Source organism: Paenibacillus sp. JCM 9796, from assembly GCF_055379675.1.
Genome location: NZ_AP043723.1, coordinates 1570720 through 1589541, shown reverse-complemented (window position 1 = coordinate 1589541; position 18822 = coordinate 1570720). Strand labels below are relative to the sequence as shown.

At 59.0% G+C, this 18822-nt stretch carries 18 protein-coding genes and 1 riboswitch; of the genes, 17 read left to right on the top strand and 1 reads right to left on the bottom strand.

Annotated features, from left to right (window positions below; all coding sequences use genetic code 11):
* Positions 1-10: 10 nt before the first annotated feature.
* The 7 genes from ACZ439_RS07755 (at position 11) to ACZ439_RS07725 (ending at position 6753) form a co-directional block, all read left to right on the top strand.
* The gene (locus ACZ439_RS07755; protein ID WP_127608443.1) at positions 11-1441 is read left to right on the top strand and encodes an aldehyde dehydrogenase family protein; all 1431 of its coding nucleotides are present in this window, start codon (positions 11-13) and stop codon (positions 1439-1441) included.
* A 12-nt stretch (positions 1442-1453) separates the two neighbouring features.
* Positions 1454-2620 (top strand): iron-containing alcohol dehydrogenase, encoded by a 1167-nt coding sequence (locus tag ACZ439_RS07750; RefSeq protein WP_054797730.1) that lies wholly within the window; start codon positions 1454-1456, stop codon positions 2618-2620.
* A gap of 54 nt (positions 2621-2674) precedes the next feature.
* A complete protein-coding gene (locus tag ACZ439_RS07745) occupies positions 2675-3433 on the top strand; it encodes an SDR family NAD(P)-dependent oxidoreductase (RefSeq protein WP_155614549.1) in 759 nt (252 codons plus the stop codon).
* A 17-nt stretch (positions 3434-3450) separates the two neighbouring features.
* Positions 3451-4404, top strand: a complete 954-nt coding sequence (locus tag ACZ439_RS07740) for a 3-hydroxyacyl-CoA dehydrogenase family protein (RefSeq protein WP_464620844.1) — start codon at positions 3451-3453, stop codon at positions 4402-4404.
* Between the two features lie 80 nt (positions 4405-4484).
* On the top strand, positions 4485-5642 hold the full coding sequence (locus ACZ439_RS07735) for an iron-containing alcohol dehydrogenase (RefSeq protein ID WP_054797731.1): 1158 nt from the start codon (positions 4485-4487) through the stop codon (positions 5640-5642).
* A gap of 229 nt (positions 5643-5871) precedes the next feature.
* Positions 5872-6312 carry a hypothetical protein gene (locus tag ACZ439_RS07730; protein ID WP_054797732.1) on the top strand — a complete coding sequence of 147 codons (441 nt, stop codon included), beginning with the start codon at positions 5872-5874 and terminating at the stop codon, positions 6310-6312.
* Between the two features lie 102 nt (positions 6313-6414).
* On the top strand, positions 6415-6753 hold the full coding sequence (locus ACZ439_RS07725) for a hypothetical protein (protein WP_372813143.1): 339 nt from the start codon (positions 6415-6417) through the stop codon (positions 6751-6753).
* A gap of 11 nt (positions 6754-6764) precedes the next feature.
* Here the strand turns inward: ACZ439_RS07725 and ACZ439_RS07720 are convergent, their stop codons facing one another.
* Entirely contained in the window at positions 6765-7139 is a 375-nt protein-coding gene (locus tag ACZ439_RS07720; protein WP_054799403.1) for an MmcQ/YjbR family DNA-binding protein, read from the bottom strand.
* A gap of 291 nt (positions 7140-7430) precedes the next feature.
* Positions 7431-7633: riboswitch (cobalamin riboswitch) on the top strand.
* A 266-nt stretch (positions 7634-7899) separates the two neighbouring features.
* Here ACZ439_RS07720 and cobJ point away from each other — a divergent pair.
* From cobJ to ACZ439_RS07670, 10 genes are read left to right on the top strand one after another with little or no spacing between them, the layout of a single operon-like run.
* Positions 7900-9618: a precorrin-3B C(17)-methyltransferase gene (cobJ, locus tag ACZ439_RS07715; protein ID WP_127608261.1), complete on the top strand. Its 1719-nt coding sequence runs from the start codon at positions 7900-7902 to the stop codon at positions 9616-9618.
* Between the two features lie 21 nt (positions 9619-9639).
* The gene (locus tag ACZ439_RS07710; protein WP_201319244.1) at positions 9640-10779 is read left to right on the top strand and encodes a sirohydrochlorin chelatase; all 1140 of its coding nucleotides are present in this window, start codon (positions 9640-9642) and stop codon (positions 10777-10779) included.
* Positions 10776-11555 (top strand): precorrin-6A reductase, encoded by a 780-nt coding sequence (gene cobK / locus ACZ439_RS07705; RefSeq protein WP_054798272.1) that lies wholly within the window; start codon positions 10776-10778, stop codon positions 11553-11555. Before ACZ439_RS07710 ends, cobK begins: the two co-directional genes overlap by 4 nt.
* Positions 11555-12205: a precorrin-8X methylmutase gene (locus tag ACZ439_RS07700; RefSeq protein WP_127608259.1), complete on the top strand. Its 651-nt coding sequence runs from the start codon at positions 11555-11557 to the stop codon at positions 12203-12205. The genes cobK and ACZ439_RS07700 overlap by 1 nt, the downstream gene beginning before the upstream one ends.
* 5 nt (positions 12206-12210) lie before the next feature.
* The gene (locus tag ACZ439_RS07695; RefSeq protein WP_054800326.1) at positions 12211-13416 is read left to right on the top strand and encodes a cobalt-precorrin-5B (C(1))-methyltransferase; all 1206 of its coding nucleotides are present in this window, start codon (positions 12211-12213) and stop codon (positions 13414-13416) included.
* A gap of 7 nt (positions 13417-13423) precedes the next feature.
* Entirely contained in the window at positions 13424-14695 is a 1272-nt protein-coding gene (locus tag ACZ439_RS07690; protein ID WP_054798273.1) for a bifunctional cobalt-precorrin-7 (C(5))-methyltransferase/cobalt-precorrin-6B (C(15))-methyltransferase, read from the top strand.
* Positions 14692-15402 (top strand): precorrin-2 C(20)-methyltransferase, encoded by a 711-nt coding sequence (gene cobI / locus ACZ439_RS07685; RefSeq protein ID WP_127608256.1) that lies wholly within the window; start codon positions 14692-14694, stop codon positions 15400-15402. The genes ACZ439_RS07690 and cobI overlap by 4 nt, the downstream gene beginning before the upstream one ends.
* On the top strand, positions 15399-16175 hold the full coding sequence (gene cobM, locus ACZ439_RS07680) for a precorrin-4 C(11)-methyltransferase (protein WP_054798274.1): 777 nt from the start codon (positions 15399-15401) through the stop codon (positions 16173-16175). Before cobI ends, cobM begins: the two co-directional genes overlap by 4 nt.
* Entirely contained in the window at positions 16175-17320 is a 1146-nt protein-coding gene (locus ACZ439_RS07675; RefSeq protein WP_464621119.1) for a cobalt-precorrin 5A hydrolase, read from the top strand. Before cobM ends, ACZ439_RS07675 begins: the two co-directional genes overlap by 1 nt.
* A gap of 47 nt (positions 17321-17367) precedes the next feature.
* A complete protein-coding gene (locus tag ACZ439_RS07670) occupies positions 17368-18789 on the top strand; it encodes a cobyrinate a,c-diamide synthase (protein WP_054800328.1) in 1422 nt (473 codons plus the stop codon).
* The last annotated feature ends 33 nt before the right edge of the window (positions 18790-18822 follow it).

Below are 18822 nucleotides of genomic sequence, written 5' to 3'. Positions count from 1 at the left end.
GATGAGAGAGATGCATATCGGATCATTAATTAATGGCATCGAAGTACGGGGAGAGGGACGCGAAGAGCACGAAATCAGAAGCCCTTATAACGGCGAGGTTGTAGGCGTCGTGGAATACGGTACGCGCGAGGATATCGAGCAAGCGGTTCAAACGGCTTACCGCGTATTCCATGAAACGATGAAGAAGATGCCGGCCTACCGGCGCTCGGAGATTTTACGAAAAGCAGCGGATAGCCTGGAAGCTCAGGCGGAAGATTTTGCAAGGCTGCTCATGGCGGAAGCGGGCAAACCGATTCGCGACGCCCGGGGAGAAGTAGGGCGCGCCATTCAAGTGATACGTTTTGCGTCGGAAGAGGCCAAAGCCAATGACGGCGAGCTTATTAAGATGGACAGCGCCATCGGCGGAGAAAATCGGATCGGCTTTGCCAAAAGGTATCCGGTTGGCGTTGTTGCGGCAATTACGCCCTTCAATTTCCCGCTTAATCTCGTGCTTCATAAATTGGCGACGGCCTTTGCCGCAGGCTGCACCGTCGTGTTAAAGCCGGCGGAGAAAACGCCGCTGTCTGCGATGAAGCTAGCCAGATTGCTGGAGGAAGCCGGTTACCCCAAAGGGGCCTTGAACGTCGTCAATGGCACCGGGGTTGACTTGGTCGAGCCGCTTGTCACGCATCCGCTGGTCAAAAAAGTAACCTTTACGGGAAGCGGCCCGGTAGGATGGAAAATTAAAGAGATGGCAGGTCCGCGTAAAGTAACGCTGGAGCTCGGCTCCAATTCGCCTAATCTTATTTTCAATGACGCTAACTTGGACATTGCCGTAGAAAGCATTCTCAAAGGCGGATTTACGTTTGCAGGTCAAGCCTGCATTTCGGTGCAACGGGTGTATGTCCAGAAGGACGTGTACCAGCCTCTATTGGACCGGCTTGTTCCTAAAGTAGCCAGCCTCAGAATCGGAGATCCCGCCCTGGAATCGACGGATATCGGACCGATGATCACGGAGCAGGCCGCCATTCGAGCGGAGGAATGGATCCGCGAAGCGGCTTCGGAAGGAGCGACTATTCTTGTTGGCGGGGAAAGAAACGGAAATATCGTCTCCCCAACCATAATTACCGATACCAAGCATCATATGAAAGTCGTTTGCCAAGAAGTGTTCGCTCCGCTCATTACGGTGATTCCGTTTGAAACGGAAGAGGAAGTCATCGCCGCAGCGAACGATTCGGACTACGGTCTCCAGGCAGGGGTGTTTACCTCGGATATTAACCGGGCGTTCCGCATCGCTGAACTGCTGGAAACCGGCGGCGTATGGATTAATGAAGTATCGACGGTCCGCACCGATCATATTCCGTACGGCGGAGTGAAATTGAGCGGACTTGGCAAGGAAGGCGTCAAATATGCGATTGAGGACATGACCGAAACGAAGTTTATCGGAGTCCGCTTACTTTAAGGGGGAAGCAGCATGAGTGTATCTTCTATTTTCCGAATGCCGAACGTGCTACTAACAGGAACCGGGTCTGTACAGCAAGTCGGAGTCCAGGCTGTCAAATTGGGAGCTCGCAAAGTACTGGTCATTACCGATAAAGTATTGAACCAAACCGGATTGGTCAAGCAAGTAACCGATCCGTTAGAAGCCGAGAATATTCAAGTCGATATTATCGACGAAGTCGTTCCCGAGCCTCCGTTTGAAAATCTCGAGCAAATTGCGCGCGGCATTCGCGATCAAGGCTATGACGTGTTCGTCGGAATCGGCGGGGGAAGCGCATTAGATGTCACCAAAGCCTTGGCCATTATGATGACCAACCCGGGCGATGTACGGGAATTGGTCGGCATCGAGAAGGTACGGAACAAAGGCATTCCTTTTATTTTAATCCCGACGACAGCAGGAACGGGCTCTGAAGTGACGTACAACGCCATTTTTACGGATATTCGGGATAACGTGAAAAAAGGGATTGTAAGTCCCTATCTTCTCCCGGATGTTGCAATCGTAGACGCAGCCTTGACGGTCTCCGTACCGCCTGCGGTAACGGCGGCTACGGGTATGGATGCATTAGTCCACGCTGTGGAATCCTACACGGCCCAGCGCGCATCGGAGTTGACGGACGGCATTGCGCTTCATGCGATTCAATTAATATCGCGCTCCATTCGTACTGCCGTATATAACGGCAAGAACATTCAAGCCCGCGAGGATATGGCGATGGGCAGTTTAATGGCCGGCATCTCCCTCGGCAATGCGGGAGTAGGAGCGGTTCATGCGTTAGCTTACCCGTTGGGCGGCAAATTTAAAGTTCCGCATGGCGTGGCGAATTCATTGCTGCTGCCTTATGTGATGAAATATAATGTGCTCGCCAATCTGGAAAAGTTTGCACAGGTAGCCAAGGCATTGGGAGAGAACACGGAAGGACTTTCTTTGCGCGATGCAGCGGAAACAGCGGTTCATGCCCTGGCCAGATTGTCACGGGATGTCGGGATTCCATCCACATTGCGGGACGTTGGCGTAACGGAAGACGATATTCCCGCTTTGGCTGAAGAAGCCAGCAAAATTGACCGCCTGTTAAATAATAATCCACGTTGGCTCACGGTGAAAGAAATCGAAGCGATCTACCGGGATGCTTACGAAGGGCAGTAACCCCAAACAGGCGTCTGCGGCGCCTGTTTTATTTTTGATACGGTGGGTGAAAGCATGAACTTTGACAGCCTGCAAGGAAAAGTTGTGATCGTGACGGGCGGGAACAAGGGGATCGGGAAAGACATCGCGCTATCGTTCGCTAAATTGGGCGCCCGTGTGATCATTACGGGGAGAGACGTAACCGCTTTGAACCAGACTTGCCGGGAGCTTCAACTGCACGCGCCGCAAAGCCTCGCCATGGCATGCGATATGCAGAAAGTGAGCGACATCCGGCAATTGGGCGATACGGCCTTGGAACGGTTCGGCCGGATCGATATATGGGTCAATAATGCAGGGATTAATATTGCGAAGCCTGCCCTGGAAGTGACCGAAGAAGATTGGGACCGGGTGCTGGATACGAACCTGAAAGGCACTTTTTTTGCTTGCCAGCGCGCAGGGGAGGTCATGCTTAAACAAGGGGGAGGCCGAATAATCAACATCGCCTCCCAAATGGCTTTTGTCGGCTATTTCAACCGGGCGGCGTACTGCTCGAGCAAAGGCGGGGTGGTGCAGCTGACCCGCGCTCTTGCGGTTGAATGGGCTTCCCAGGGCGTGCTCGTCAATGCCGTAGCGCCTACCTTTATTGAGACCGAGCTTACGGCCAAGATGCTCACCGATCCATCGTTCATGGAGGATGTCCTGCGCCGCATCCCGCTCGGACGGATGGCGAGGCCTCAGGATGTAACGGGAGCCGTCCTTTACCTGGCTTCCGATCTGGCCGGCTCCGTCACGGGAGAAACGATCCGCGTCGATGGCGGCTGGACGGCGATATAAGGAAGGGGGAGAGGGCTATGCACGAACAGTTGGCTGTGATCGGCGCAGGTACGATGGGGCATTCGATTGCTTTGACCGCGGCTTGGGCCGGGATGCCTGTACAGGTTTGGGCAGCCGATTTGCACGATTTGAATAAAGGGAAGGCCGGCATTGAGGAGAAGCTTGCCATTCTGCGGGACAATCAATTAATCACAGACGCCGAGCAAATCGGGATCGAACAGCGCATTCGCTTCACGACTGCTTTGGAAGCTTGTCTCTCCGGCGCCACCTTTGTGATAGAAGCGATTCCGGAGAATTTGCCGCTGAAGCAGATCTGGTTTGAAAAGCTCGATCGTTTATGCGGGGAGGACGTCATTCTCGCCAGCAATACGTCGGGGTTAAGTCCGACGGACATCGCATGGAAAGCCCGCTATAAGCATCGTATTCTAGTGACGCACTTTTGGAATCCCGCTCACCTCATCCCTCTCGTGGAAGTCGTTCGCGGTGCGGAGACATCGGATGAAGCGGCCCAGCGCGCGATGAATCTGTTGAATCACATGGACAAAAAACCTGTCGAGCTCAAAAAAGATGTGCTGGGTTCGATCGTGAACCGTCTGCAATACGCGCTGTTCCGTGAAGCTCAATATATAGCGGAGATGGGTGTTGCAACCATAGAGGATATCGATACGGCCGTTAAATACAGCATCGGAAGGAGACTCCCGGTTACAGGTCCGTTCATGACGGCCGATATGGGAGGGCTTGATGTATTTGATTCGATTTCCGGTTATTTGTTCCCCGATTTGAGCACGCATTCCGCATCGTTGCCGGCGATGCGCGCGCTCGTCGACAGCGGCAGCTACGGACAAAAAAACGGAAAAGGCTTTTATGAATGGACGCCGGCGTTCTCCCGGCAGATGAACCGGGAGCGAGAGCAGGAATTGATGGATTGGCTGAAAAAGGACAGGAGGAACCGAACGCCTGAAACGACCTGATACAGCTTAATTCGGCAAAAGCTCCGGGATTTGGCGTCACCGAGATGAAAGAGATGATCTTCAATAAAGGAGTGTGCAGGATGAGTACATTTATTTCTCCCGTAAAAATTCATTTCGGAGAAGGTTGTGTCCGAAAAATTAGCGACGAATGCCAAGCGTTAGGAGTCCGTCGCGTGATCGTTTTCGCAGACCCGTTTCTCGTTACGTCAGGTGCCATAAGCAAAGTAGAACACATTCTGTCTGAGCATGGCATCGAATATTCGGTCTACGACCAAATCGTGCCCGAACCGCCGGTCGCTATCGGCGATCAAGCGGTCGATGCGGTCAGAAACTCCGGAGCGGAGCTGGTGATCGCGGTCGGAGGGGGCAGCGCGCTGGATATCGCCAAGGCCGCTGCGGTGCTTGCGACACATGAGGGCAGCATAGCGGATTATTTAAATTTGACCGGCACCAGGAAGCTGCAGCATAAGGGGCTTCCGAAAATCCTGATCCCGACAACATCAGGGACAGGGTCTGAGGTAACGGATATCGCCGTCTTTAACCTGGAGTCAACCAAGGACGTCATTACCCACAACTACCTGCTGGCGGATGTCGCGATTGTAGACCCAGAATTCACGTACAGCGTTCCACCCCGTGTAACGGCTGCCACTGGCGTAGATGCCTTCACTCACGCGCTTGAAGCTTATACGTCGATCCAATCCTCTACGCTCACGGATGCGCTGGCGTTGGAAGCGATGGATTTGATCGCCAAAAATCTTCGCAAAGCGGTATGGCAAGGCCACGATCAAGAGGCAAGAAGAGCTATGTCCTGGGGGAGTATGCTGGCGGGAATGGCCTTCTTCAATGCAGGGACGGCCGGCGTTCATGCGCTGGCTTACCCGCTCGGCGGATTATTCCATATTTCACACGGGGAATCGAACGCTCTCATGCTGCCTTATGTGTATGAATTTATTCTTCCCTCCTGCCTGGAGAAGATGGAGAAGGTTGCCTTCGTTATGGGGGTAGGACGCAAAGAGGCATCCACTCGGGACAATGCGCTCGCCGCGCTTCAGGCGATTCGCGACCTGACTCAAGATGTCGGCATCCCGTCCTCCCTTCAGGCCTATGGCATTGAAGAGAAGGATATCGAGCTGCTGGCCCAGGACGGAGCCAAGCAAACACGCTTGCTGCAGAGGAGTCCCAAAGCCTTAACTTTAGACGATATTCGTCATGTTTACCGCAGAGCGCTTCAAGGATAGGAGCACGTCGAAGGGCGTGGCAGGCCGAAATGTGACGCTTGAATAAGACGCCAGACGCTGGGGGAATTTGCCTGGCGTCTTTTTTTTTGCGGGCTTTTCACTACGCGAGTGGTAGATCGTGTAAACTTATAGTAATATTTTCATCGGAAGATGTTCGAATCGGCGGAAGCTGAAAGAAGAGCGCTTACGAAAATTCAAGTTGAGAGAGATTGCGAAAAAGGGTGGAACCATGCCGTCATTTTTAGAGTTCTTTTATGAACGTCTCAAAAAGAAAGAGTTTGACAATTATCCGTTTATGATCTCGCTTCATCACGGACTGGCTTATACCGTACAGCTGGAAGACCGGGTTACGAACCTGCTGATGCTGCCTTTCGAACAAACAGGTCTGGCCTACATCGAACCGAATCCGAACCCCGGCAACGTGGTGAACGTGCATCCTTATTACAGAGGCAGGATACTGCTGGAATTCGAAATTCTTCACGGCACGGACCTGCATAAGCCTAAAACCGAGGAGCAAGTGCTCGAATTTCTGTACCGCAACGCCTGGCAGCTTCATCAGTTGGCCGAAGGCATGCAGGGAAGCTTCGAGGATTACATGGTGAAGTTTAAAATGATGTGCGACTTTCTGCGTTACTTTAATTCCGTCGTTGTCATTCCGAATCGTTCGTAGAGGGAAGGGCTTGCGGCGGGAAGAAACATGTATCTATCCCGGGCCGTCCACGAGGAACGGGGGAATCCCTATGAAAAACGTACCAGGGGGAGGGGAACAGCCTTGTTACCGATGGAACAGGAAACGATGGCGCTGCTCGTCGGCGGTTTCGGCATCGTCATGGGCATTTCGTTTGTTTTTGTCATTTTGCTTTGGATAAAAGGGCGAAAAGAAGTATACCGCAGCGCCTTCGGGTGGGTGATCGCGCATTTCGTGGTGTTCAGCGCAGCGGTGGCCTGCTGTCTGAAGGCGATCGGCACGAGGCCGACGCACCCTTCGATGGCTTCGGAAGGAAACTCGCTGTGGCTCGGCATTGGCGGCGTCCTGTGGGCGGCCTCCATGCTGATCTTGCTCGGCGCGATCGCCGCATTCACGGCACGGGATACACATCGCGGGGAGTAACGTTAAGAGGTTCAGCTCTTTCGCTGCCCGGGGCCCCAGATCGCTTCCTTCTCCGCTTTTGACAAGTTCCGTCTGACAAGCTGATACGACTCTTCAAGCATGTTCTCAAGCTCCTCATCCGCCAGCTTTCCGTTCAAGATGACGGTATTCCAATGCCTTTTGTTCATATGATATCCCGGCAGCACGGTGTCTGGATACGTCTGGCGCATCAGCCAGATTGTGTCCGGATCGGCCTTCAGATTGACGCTCGGGACGCCGGATTGATGGCCTAATAAGGCGAACATTTTGCTGCCGACATAAAGCACCGGAAGATCGGGCTCGAACGGGTAACGCAGACTGGTTCCGGGTTTCTTCAACGCCAGGGCGATCAATAACTCGTGATTCATTTGACAAGAGGCTCCTTTCAGCGGCGGTTTTGCCTTTATTTCAGCATATCCGATCCCGGCTCTGATGAAAAGCCATAACCGCAGCTGGCCGAAGACTTGCGTGACCACGGGGCATAGGCATCAGGCCGGGCGCCCAGCGCGGCGACAAAAGCGGCAAGCACTCCTGACGCGTGTCATCTCAACCTCCCGCATCAAGCTCCCTTTCCGACAAAGAGTTGGACAGTCTTGAAATAATCGTGCTATCATGGGAGTTGATTATCAAAGAAATGCGTGAATACGTACCTAATTTTATATTGAGTTCAGAGAACAGGTGCCGATATGCCGCCATTGCGCGTATCGGCTTAATAGGGAAGCCGGTGTAAGTCCGGCACGGTCCCGCCACTGTAAGCGAGGAGCTTTTTCCGACCCAGGCCACTGTCGATTCGTCGATGGGAAGGCGCGTGAAAAAGCGATGAGACGCAAGTCAGGAGACCTGCCTGTTTTCCGCTGCCTTGTCACGATCGAACGCGACGAGAGCGGCAAAGTCACCAGAAAGCCTACGCGGATAGGGGGGTGTACGGGAATGGGTTCAGGCGTACTGCGGGTTAGAGCCAAGCGCTTGCCGTCATATTCGGCAAACGCGCGGGAATTTACCCCGGCAGCAGCCGGTTCACTTTATCGTCAAGCATCTTTCCGAGAGGAAGGATGCTTTTTTTGCGTGGGTTGGTTTGTTTGATGGTTCCGCTATTATCGTTCAGCGACTGGAAGGGAGGACGAAACGATGAAAGGCAAGCTATCGGTTATCGGATTTGGCCCCGGCAGCTTCGAGCATATGACGCAAGCGGCGAAAGAAGCGATCATGGAGAGCGAGGTCATCATCGGCTACAACACATACGTGGATTTGATCCGCGGTTTACTGAGCGGGCAGCATATCGTACGTACCGGGATGACCGAGGAGGTCAGCCGGGCGCAGGAGGCGGTTCGGCAGGCGCAGGCCGGCCGGAAAGTCGCGGTTATCTCGAGCGGGGACGCGGGGGTGTACGGGATGGCCGGCCTCGTCTACGAAGTATTGATGGAGCAAGGCTGGCGTCGGGACACCGGTGTCAACGTGGAGGTGATTCCGGGCATCTCGGCGATCAACTCGACGGGTTCGCTGCTTGGCGCGCCGATCATGCACGATGCCTGCACGATCAGCCTGAGCGACCATTTGACGCCCTGGGACCTCATTATTAGGCGGGTCGAAGCGGCGGCGGCGGCCGACTTCGTCATCGCGTTATATAACCCGCGAAGCGGCCGGCGCACCCGGCAAATCGTCGAGACGCGCAGCGTGCTGCTGCGTTACCGGTCGCCGCAAACGCCGGTTGGTATTGTCAAAAGCGCCTACCGGGACCGGGAAGAGATTGCCATCACGACGCTCGAACGCATGCTGGAGCACGACATCGGCATGCTGACGACGGTTATTATCGGCAACTCGGCGACGGTCGTCTACGACGGTCTGATGATTACGCCGCGCGGCTACCAGCGCAAGTATACGCTCGGCGCGGACGTGCAGCCGTTGAAGCCGCATGAGCGGCTGCGCGCCGAGGCGGAGCCGTGGTCGCTCGAAGCGCGGGAAGGCGCTGTTGCGACGGCGGAGCGAGAGCCGGCAGCGGGAGCGGCGAAGAGCGAAGCGGCTGCCGCAGAGGCGACGGCTGCGAAGGAAGCGGAGGGCGCAGCGGGGGACGCTGCCGCGTCGCCGCTAGCGTTGGCGCTCGAGGCGCTGCGGCTCGTGGAGACGCAGCGCGGTGCGGCGAACGCCGGAGCGCCGGCCGAGACACCGTCCTGGCAGCGCGAAAGCGATCCGTTCCGGCGGCGGGAGATTCTCGAGTTCGCCGTCAGCCCCGGGCTCGCGGAGAAGAGATTGACGGCCGCCCAACTGACGCTGCTGGCCGACATCGTGGGCGAAGACGGTTCGATTGAATATACGCCGCATCATCAATGGCTTGTGAGGCTCGTGACTTCGGAGCCGCAGCAGGCGGTATCGCGGCTGGAGGCGGCTGGGCTGCTGCTGGCGCCGGTCGGCGATGTCGCGCAAATCAAGGCATGCGATTTTTGCAATATGGACAAAGCGGATTCGGTTCCTTACTTGGAGGATCTGCAGCAGCGAATCGGCGGCCTGAAGGTGCCAAAGGAGCTGCGCATCGGTTTCAACGGCTGCGGAATGGCTTGTTACGGCGCGGTGCGGGAAGATATCGGCATCGTGTACCGCAAGGAAAAGTTCGATCTGTTCCTCGGCGGCAAAACGGTCGGCCGCAACGCTCATCCGGGCATCCCGGTGGCTGAAGGCGTAGAGCCGGATCGCTTGCTGGAGACGGTGGAGCGGATCGTCAGGCGGTATGCGGATGAGGCCCATCCGAACGAGCGTTTTCATAAATATTATAGCCGGATCAAGGAGCTTGAAGGATATCGTTACCGGGAAGTGCCGGTGTTCAAGATTGAAAATGCCGTCTGCGGCGATTAAACGAAGGGAGGCGGATCGTAGATGGACGCCTTGTTATTTGTCGGTCACGGAAGCCGTGATCCGGAAGGAAACGAAGAGGTGCGCGCCTTTGTCCGTTCGGTGGAGAACGGGCTGGATGTGCCGATTGTAGAAACATGTTTTTTGGAGTTCGAGTCCCCTTCCATGCGGGAAGGCTTTGCCGCGTGCGTCGCCCGGGGGGCGACCCGGGTTGGCGTTGTGCCGATTACGCTGTTTGCGGCGGGACATGCGAAGCTCCATATTCCGGCGGCTATGGATGAGGCGAAGCGTCAGTTTCCCGGTGTCGAATTTATTTACAGCCGACCGATCGGCGTGCACGAGCTGGCGCTGGATATTTTGCAGACCCGGCTGGCGGAGGCCGGTGTCGACGGTTTGATCGAATCGCCGGATACGGCGCTGCTATTGATCGGAAGAGGAAGCAGCGACGCCGATGCGAACAGCGATTTGTTTAAAATATCCCGGTTGCTGTGGGAACGGCTCAACGTGCAATGGGTCGAGACGGCGTTCATCGGCGTAACCGCCCCGCGGGCCGACGAAGGCGTGGACCGCTGTGTCAGGCTGGGCGCGAAACGCATCGTGCTGCTGCCGTACTTTTTGTTCACGGGCGTACTGATCAAGAGGCTGGAGCAGCTGACGGCCTCGTTCGCGGAGACGTATCCGGACCGCGAGTTCGTGCTTGCCGAATACTTCGGGTTCCACCCGATGCTGCGCGAGATTATGCGGGAGCGCGCACAGGAAGCGCTGCAGGGGCAGGTGCGGATGAATTGCGACATGTGTCAATTCCGGCTGGAAGCGATGAAGCATCATCACCATGATCATGATCATGACCACAGTCATCACCATGGGCACGATCATCATCATGAGCACGAGCACCGTCACGAACATGAGCACGGGCACCGTCATGCACACGGCGACGAGCACGCTCATAACCATGAGCACGAACACATTCATGCGCACGGCGACGAGCACGAGCATGACCACGAACCTAAGCATCAACAGGAACACAGCCATGTCCACGCGCATGCCGATGATCATGATCATGAGCATAAGCGCCATCCCGGCCATGAACAACAGGATCAGCATCGCGAGCAGCCGCAGGAGGCAGCGCCGTCTCCGGCTTCTACGAAGGAGGTGCCCGCATGATCCTCGTCATGGCCGGAACGAGCGACGCGCGTGAGCTGGCAATACGCATCCGGCAAGCCGGCTACGAGCTGCTGGCGACCGTCGTCACCGAGAGTGCGGCGAAGAGCCTCATGGAGGCCGGTGTTCCGACGCAGGTCGGGAGGCTGTCCGAAGCGGCGCTCGTGGAGCTGATCCGCAGCCGCAGCGTCCAGGCGGTCGTCGACGCGACGCACCCGTTCGCCGAGGAAGCGTCGCGCAATGCGATGGCGGCGGCCCGCACGGCGGACGTGCCTTACGTCCGCTATGAGCGCGAGCGCGGGAAGTTCGCCGCCCACCCGCGCCTTTCCTTCGTCGACGACTACGAGCAGGCGGCGGAATTGGCGGCGCAAAAGCGCGGTGTCGTATTCCTCGCCACGGGCAGCAAGACGCTGCAGGTGTTTGCCGAGAAGCTGGTCGGGCTGCCGGATACGACGCTGGTCGCGCGCATGCTGCCCCGTAAAGACAACATGGAGAAGTGCGAGCAGCTCGGCGTCGAGCAGAGGAACATCGTGGCCATGCAGGGGCCATTTTCGAAGGAAATCAATCAGGCGTTCTATCGGCATTACGGCGTCACGGTGCTGATCACGAAGGAAAGCGGACAAGTCGGCGCCGTGGAAGAGAAGCTGTCGGCCGCGCTTGAGATGGACATCGACACGATTGTGATCGGTCGGCCGGCGCTTGATTACGGGGTCGTCTACACGGAGTTTGACGGCGTGCTCGCCGAGCTCGGACAAATTGCACAGGAGGTGCGTCGGTAATGGATTTTCGCACGGATTTTAAACCGGTGACCGTACAGCCGCAGGAAATTGAAGAAAAAAGCTTCGAGATGATTACGGAGGAATTCGGCCCGCACGATTATGCCGAGGAGCAGTATAAAGTCGTGCAGCGGGTTATTCATGCTTCGGCCGATTTCGAGCTGGGGCGCAGCCTCGTGTTTCATCCGGATGCCGTACAGGCCGGTATTCAGGCGATCCGCAGCGGCAAGCCGATCGTGGCGGATGTGCAGATGGTGCAGGTCGGCATCAGCAAGCCGCGTCTGGAGAAGTTCGGGGGCGAGGTGCGGGTGTACATATCCGATCCCGACGTGATGCAGGAGGCGAAGCGGCTCAATACGACGCGCGCGATCATCGCGACGCGCAAGGCGGCGCGGGAAGCGGACGGCGCGATCTATGCGATCGGCAACGCTCCGACGGCGCTGCTGGAGCTGATTCGGCTCGTCAAGGAGGGCGAAGCGCGTCCCGGTTTAATCATCGGTGTCCCGGTCGGCTTCGTGTCGGCGGCGGAATCGAAGGAAGAGCTGCTGAAGCTGGACGTGCCGTTCATCACGAATATCGGCCGCAAAGGCGGAAGTCCGGTCGCGGTTGCGACCGTTAATGCGCTGTCGCTGCTCGCGGAGCGTCAGGGGTAACAGACATGGTCAAGGCCGGTGCGGACAACCAGGAGACGAAGCCGCTTCGTCACGGGTATACGACGGGCGCTTGCGCCACGGCGGCTGCTCAGGCGGCGCTGGAGGCGCTCATTGTGCAGGAAACGGTCATGAAGTCGACGATCCGGCTGCCGATCGGGCAGGATGTGACGTTCGACATCGTCCGGTGCGAATTCGAGCAGACGCGGGCTTGCGCCGAAGTCATCAAGGACGGCGGCGACGACCCGGACGCAACGCATGGCGCGAGAATTATAACCGAGGTCTCGTGGACCCCGGAGGAAGGCATAGACATCGACGGCGGCATCGGCGTTGGTCGGGTGACGAAGCCGGGGCTGCCCGTCGACGTCGGTCAGGCTGCCATCAATCCGGTGCCGCGCAAAATGATCCGCGAAGCGGTTGCGGCCGTGCTCAACCGCTACGAGATTCACCGTGGCGTGCGGGTCGTCGTATCGGTGCCGGAGGGCGAAGAGATTGCGAAGAAAACGCTCAATGCGCGGCTCGGCATCTTGGGCGGCATCTCGATTCTCGGCACGCGCGGTATCGTCGTGCCTTTCTCGACGGCGGCCTACAAAGCAAGCGTCGCCCAAGCGATTCGGGTGGCCGTCAAGAGCGGCGTCCGTCATATCGTCCTCTCCACCGGAGGCCGTACGGAAAAGTTCGGCATGGAGCTGTATCCGGCGCTGCCGGAGGAGGCGTTCGTCGAAATGGGCGACTTTGTCGGATTTGCCGTGCAGCAATGCGCCAGGCAGGGCATCAGGCGCATCACCCTCGTCGGCATGATGGGCAAATTTTCCAAAGTGGCGCAGGGCGTGATGATGGTGCACTCCAAAAGCGCCCCCGTGGACTTCGGCTTTCTCGCCGGGCTGGCGGAGCAGGCCGGGGCGTCCGGGGAGACGCTGCAGCAGATCCGGGAAGCCAATACGGCCGCACAGGTCGGCGATATGATGCAGGCGCTCGGGAACGAGGCCTTCTTCCAGCGGATGGGCGAATACTGCTGCCGAGCGTTGCTTAAGGAAACCGGGAGCAGGAGCCGCCCGGCGGACCTGCGCGAACGGCAGGCGGAAGGCGAGCCGGACGAAAGCCTTCAGATCGAAACCGTTATTATCTCGATGAAGGGCGAGCTGCTGGGGCGATCTGCCGCAACAGCTTCACACGGGACGGGGGAACAATCCGGAAGCGACAGGGAAAGGTGAGAGGAACATGGAAAATACGATCGTGGTGATGGGCGTCGGCGATGACGGGAGGGCCGGATTGCCGGACGCTTATTTGCAGCGGATCGCACAATGCGGGGTGCTTGTCGGCGGGGAACGGCAGCTGGAGATGTTCCACGACAGCCCGGCGGAGAAAGTCATGATTCGCAGCGGGCTCGGCGAACTCGTCGAACAACTGCGCAACGAGAGCCGGAGCACGGTGGTGCTCGCATCCGGGGACCCGCTGTTTTACGGCATCGGGGGGTATTTGGCGGCGAAGCTGCCCGGCCGGATCGAGGTATTGCCATTCGTGAGCTCGGTCCAGCTTGCGTTCGCGCGGATCGGCGAAGGCTGGCATGATGCCTTCACAGTAAGCCTTCACGGTCGGCCGATCCGGGGGTTGGCGCAGCGGATCGACGGCAAGCCGAAGGTGGCGCTGCTCACCGACGAGATCAACCATCCGGCGGCCGTTGCGGCCTATTTGCTGGAGTACGGGATGACGGAATATGAGGCGTTCGTCGCCGAGCATCTGGGCGGAGAGAAGGAGCGGACCGGCTGGTACGGTTTAACCGACCTTGCGGCCCTCTCGAGCGGCGACTTCGCGCCGTTGAACGTCGTCGTGCTGCGCGCCAAAAGCCCCGGCGTCATGCCCCCGGCATGGCCGCTCGGCATTGACGACGCCGAATTCGCCCAGCGGAAGCCGGATAAAGGGCTCATCACGAAGCGCGAAGTGCGCGTGTTGAGCATCGCCGCGCTCGGCTTGAAGCGGGACAGCATCGTGTGGGACATCGGCACGTGCACCGGATCGGTGGCCATCGAAGCCGCTCGCCTCTGCCCGGAGGGGGCCGTGTACGCCGTTGAGAAGAACGAAGGCGATCTGGCCAACGCCCGCGAGAACGCGCGCAAGTTCCGCACGGACATCACGCTCGTGCACGCTAAAGCGCCCGAAGGGCTGGAGTCGTTCCCGGACCCCGACGCCGTGTTCATCGGCGGCAGCGGCGGCGAGCTGCGGGATCTGCTGGCGCTGTGCTGCTCGCGTCTAAGACAGGGCGGTACGATTGTGTTGAACGCGGTGACGATTGAGAACCTGGCGGCAGCTGCGCAAGCTTTTGCCGATGAAGGCTTCCGGGCCGACATCACACTCGCTCAATTGAGCCGCAGCAAGCCGATCCTCGATATGACGCGGTTTGAAAGCTTAAATCCGGTTTACATCATCGCCGCCCGGCGGAAACCGGCGGATCACGAGTGCACCCTCACAGACAGAAAGGAAACCTCAAGATGACTAACCTTGGTACGCTTTACGGGCTCGGCGTCGGGCCGGGCGACCCGGAATTAATTACGGTGAAGGCGTTCCGCCTGTTGAAACAATGTCCTGTCATCGCTTACCCGCGTAAAAAATCGGGGGCCAAAAGCTATGCCCTTGCCATTACCGAGCTGTATGTGGACACGACGGAGAAAACGATGCTCGGGCTGACGTTCCCGATGACGAAAGACCGCGAGGCGCTGGAGAAGCAGTGGAACAAAACGGTCGATACCGTGTGGGAGCACTTGAATCAAGGGAAAGACGTCGCCTTCGTCACCGAGGGCGACACGATGCTGTACAGCACTTATATTCATTTGATGCGGCTCATGAACGAGCGCCATCCCGAGGTGCAGGCGGTGTCCGTGCCCGGCATTTCGTCGATCAACGCTTCGGCTTCGAGACTCGGCATTCCGCTGGCGGACGGCGACGAACAGGTGGCGATCGTACCGGCGACGGACGATTACGAGGCGATGCGGACGGCGCTCGAAACGCACGATGCCGTCGTGTTCATCAAGGTAGCGAAGGTGATCGACCTGATGCTGCGCGTGCTGGGCGATCTCGGCTTGACGGACAAGGCGTCCGTCCTGACCAAGGTGACCTCGGCCGAGGAGCAAATATGGCGCAACGTTGCCGACTTGGCGGGGCGGGAGCTCGAATATTTAACGCTGATGGTGGTGAGAAAATGAAAGTATATATAATCGGCGCGGGCCCCGGCGACCCGGATTTGATTACGGTCAAAGGGCTGCGCCTCCTGCAGGAAGCGGACGTCGTGCTGTACACCGATTCGCTCGTCAACGAGGAGCTGATCGCGCGTGCGAAGCCGGAGGCGGAAGTGCTGCTGAGCGCCGGCATGAGCCTGGAAGAGATGGTGGGAATCATGGCCGACCGGGTCAGGGCGGGGAAAATGGTCGCCCGCGTCCATACCGGCGATCCGTCGATGTTCGGCGCCATCATGGAACAGGCGGCGCTGCTCAAGCGCGAAGGCATCGGCATCGAAGTCGTGCCCGGCGTCAGCTCCGTCTTCGCTTCGGCCGCCGCGATCGGCGCCGAGCTGACGATTCCCGAGCTGACGCAGACGGTCATTCTGACGCGCGTGGAAGGACGCACGCCGATGCCGGAACGCGAGCAGCTGCGCGATCTGGCCAAGCACCATTGCACGCTTGCGCTATTTCTTAGCGCGACGCTCACCAAGAAGGTCGTGCGCGAGCTGACGGAAGCGGGCTGGTCGCCCCAGACGCCGGTTGCCGTCGTGCAGCGGGCCTCGTGGCCGGATCAAGTCGTCGTCCGTTCCACGCTGGAGCGGCTCGACGAAGATATGCGGGTGAACGGCATTCGAAAGCACGCGATGATTTTGGCCGGTTGGGCGCTCGATCCGCATATTCACGAGAATGACGCGTACCGCTCGAAGCTGTACGACGCCACGTTCACTCACGGCTACCGCAAGGGGGTGAAGCCGTGATGCAAACGCCCGCCGCCATCAAGCTGCAGGAAGGAGCCGTGCCGGAAATCCGGCGCAGCGGCGATTATGCGGTTGTCGCGATCACGAAGCACGGCGCGGAGCTGGCCCGGCGCCTGCAAGCGTCGTTCGGCGGCGCCACCGATGTGTATTACATGTCCAAGTTTGCGCGCGGAGACGAGGCGGAGCGAGGCATCCAGCTGTTCGAGGGCAGCGTGCGCCTGCTGTATCCGGCGCTTTTTCCGGCTTATCAGGGGCTTGTCTGCATCATATCGCTGGGCGCGGTCGTCCGGATGATCGCTCCATTGCTGGAAGATAAGAAGAAGGACCCCGGCATCGTCGTCATTGACGACAAGGGCGAGCACGTCATCAGCGTGCTGTCGGGCCATTTGGGCGGCGCGAACGAGCTGACGCGCGAGGTGGCGGCGGCGCTCGGCGCCAGAGCCGTCATCACGACGGCGTCCGACGTGCAGAAGACGATCGCGGTCGACTTGTTCGGCCGCCGTTTCGGCTGGACGTGGGACAGCGCCGACAAGCTGACGCCGGTCAGCGCGTCGGTCGTGAACGAGGAGCGCGTCGCCGTCGTGCAGGAGTCGGGCGAGCCGGATTGGTGGCTGCACGACACGCCGCTGCCGCCGCATATCCGCACATATGGCGATATCTCAAGCGCGCTGGCGGACGAGCCGCAGGCGGCGCTGGTGGTGACGCACCGGCTGCTGGAGCCGGAGGAGCTGCCGATTCTGGCGAACGGCGTGCTGTACCGCCCTAAAGTGATTGCGCTCGGCATCGGCTGCAACCGCGGGACGTCCGCCGAGGAGATCGAAGCGGTTGTGCGCGATACGCTCAGCGAGCTTCGTTTTTCCTTGCAAAGCGTGAAGGCGGTCTGTACGATCGACCTGAAACAGGACGAGGAAGGGCTGCTTGCGGTATGCCGCTCGCACGGCTGGCCGCTCGTGTGCTATACGCCGCAGGAGCTGAACGAGATGCCGATCGACGACCCGTCCGACACGGTGTACAAGTTTACCGGAGCGTACGGCGTCAGCGAACCGGCCGTCAAACGATATACGGGTGCGCAGCAGTTGGCCTTGACGAAGAAAAAAAGCGGCAACGTCACGATTTCGGTAGCCGTCGCGCCTTTTTTAAAATAACGGAGGCGGGGCGGCTTATCCAACCGTTATTTAGGGGGATTGGCAGGATGGATCAGGAGTGTGCGGCGGCAGGCCGGCGTTGTCTCGTGATTGCGGGCACCGGAAGCGGCGCCGGCAAAACGACGGTGACGCTCGGCATCATGGCCGCCCTGAGAGGCAAAGGATTGAAGGTGCAGGGGTTTAAATGCGGGCCGGACTATATCGACCCGACGTATCACAAGGCGGTCACGGGCAGACCGTCGCGGAATCTGGATAGCTGGATGTTCGGAGCGGAAGCGGTGCGGGAGCTGTACGAACGCGCGTCGGCGGATGCGGACCTTGCCGTGATCGAAGGCGTGATGGGCTTTTACGATGGCAAAGACCCGAAATCGAACGTCGGCAGCACGGCCGAAATCAGTCTGCTGCTCGGTTCTCCGGTGCTGCTCGTCGTCAACTGCCAAAGCATGGCGCGCAGTGCGGCGGCAATCGTCAAGGGCTTTCAGCTGCTTGATCCGCGCGTGCGAATCGCGGCCGTCTTCGCCAACAAGGTCGGAAGCGCCGGGCATTACCGCATCGTGAAGGAAGCGATCGAACAGGAGTGCGGCGTTCCGGTCATCGGTTATTTGCTGCGGGAAGAGGCGCTGTCGGTGCCGGAGCGGCACCTCGGCCTCGTGCCTTCCATCGAACGGGGCGAGCTTGGAGGCTTCTTCGACGCCCTCGCGGAGAGGCTGCAGCAGACAACCGATATGGACAAGCTGCTGGAGCTAAGCGAGCTCGCGGACGAGCTTGGGCTGCCTCCGAGTCCGGCGAATCGGATCTTCGCGGAACCGGCGAGGAAATACCCGGTAACCTTGGCTGTCGCCCGCGACGCCGCGTTCCATTTCTACTACGAGGAAAATCTCGAGCTGCTGGAGCTGTACGGCGCCCGGCTGCGCTTCTTCTCGCCGCTGGCCGGGGAGCCGCTGCCGGAGGATGCGGGCGGCCTGTACATCGGAGGCGGCTTCCCCGAGGAGTTTGCCGAGCGGCTCGGCGCGCAAACCGCGGTCGCCGAATCGATCCGGCGGGCGGTGGAGCAAGGCCTGCCGACGCTGGCCGAGTGCGGCGGCTTCATGTACTTGACCGGGTCGATCCGCGATACGGACGGACGCAGCTTCCCGATGGTCGGCCTCGTCCCCGGACAGGTGACGATGCAGCGGAAGCTGGCGGCGCTCGGACTGCGCGAGGTGACCGGTTTACCCGGCAACTTCCTGCTGCCGGAAGGCGAGGCTGCGCGCGGGCACGAGTTCCACTACTCCGTCTACGAGCCGCCTGACGAGACGGCGCTCCCGGCGCATGCCTACGAGACGAAAGGCATGCGCGGCACGAAGACCGAAGGCGCTCTGCGGAACCGGCTGATTGCCGGCTACACGCACCTTCACTTTGCGTCGAATCCGGGCATCGTCCCGCGCTGGCTCGCAGAATGCGAGGCCTACAAGGCGGAGCGAGCCTAGCGGCTTATGCTGATCTTGCCTGCGCGATCCTTG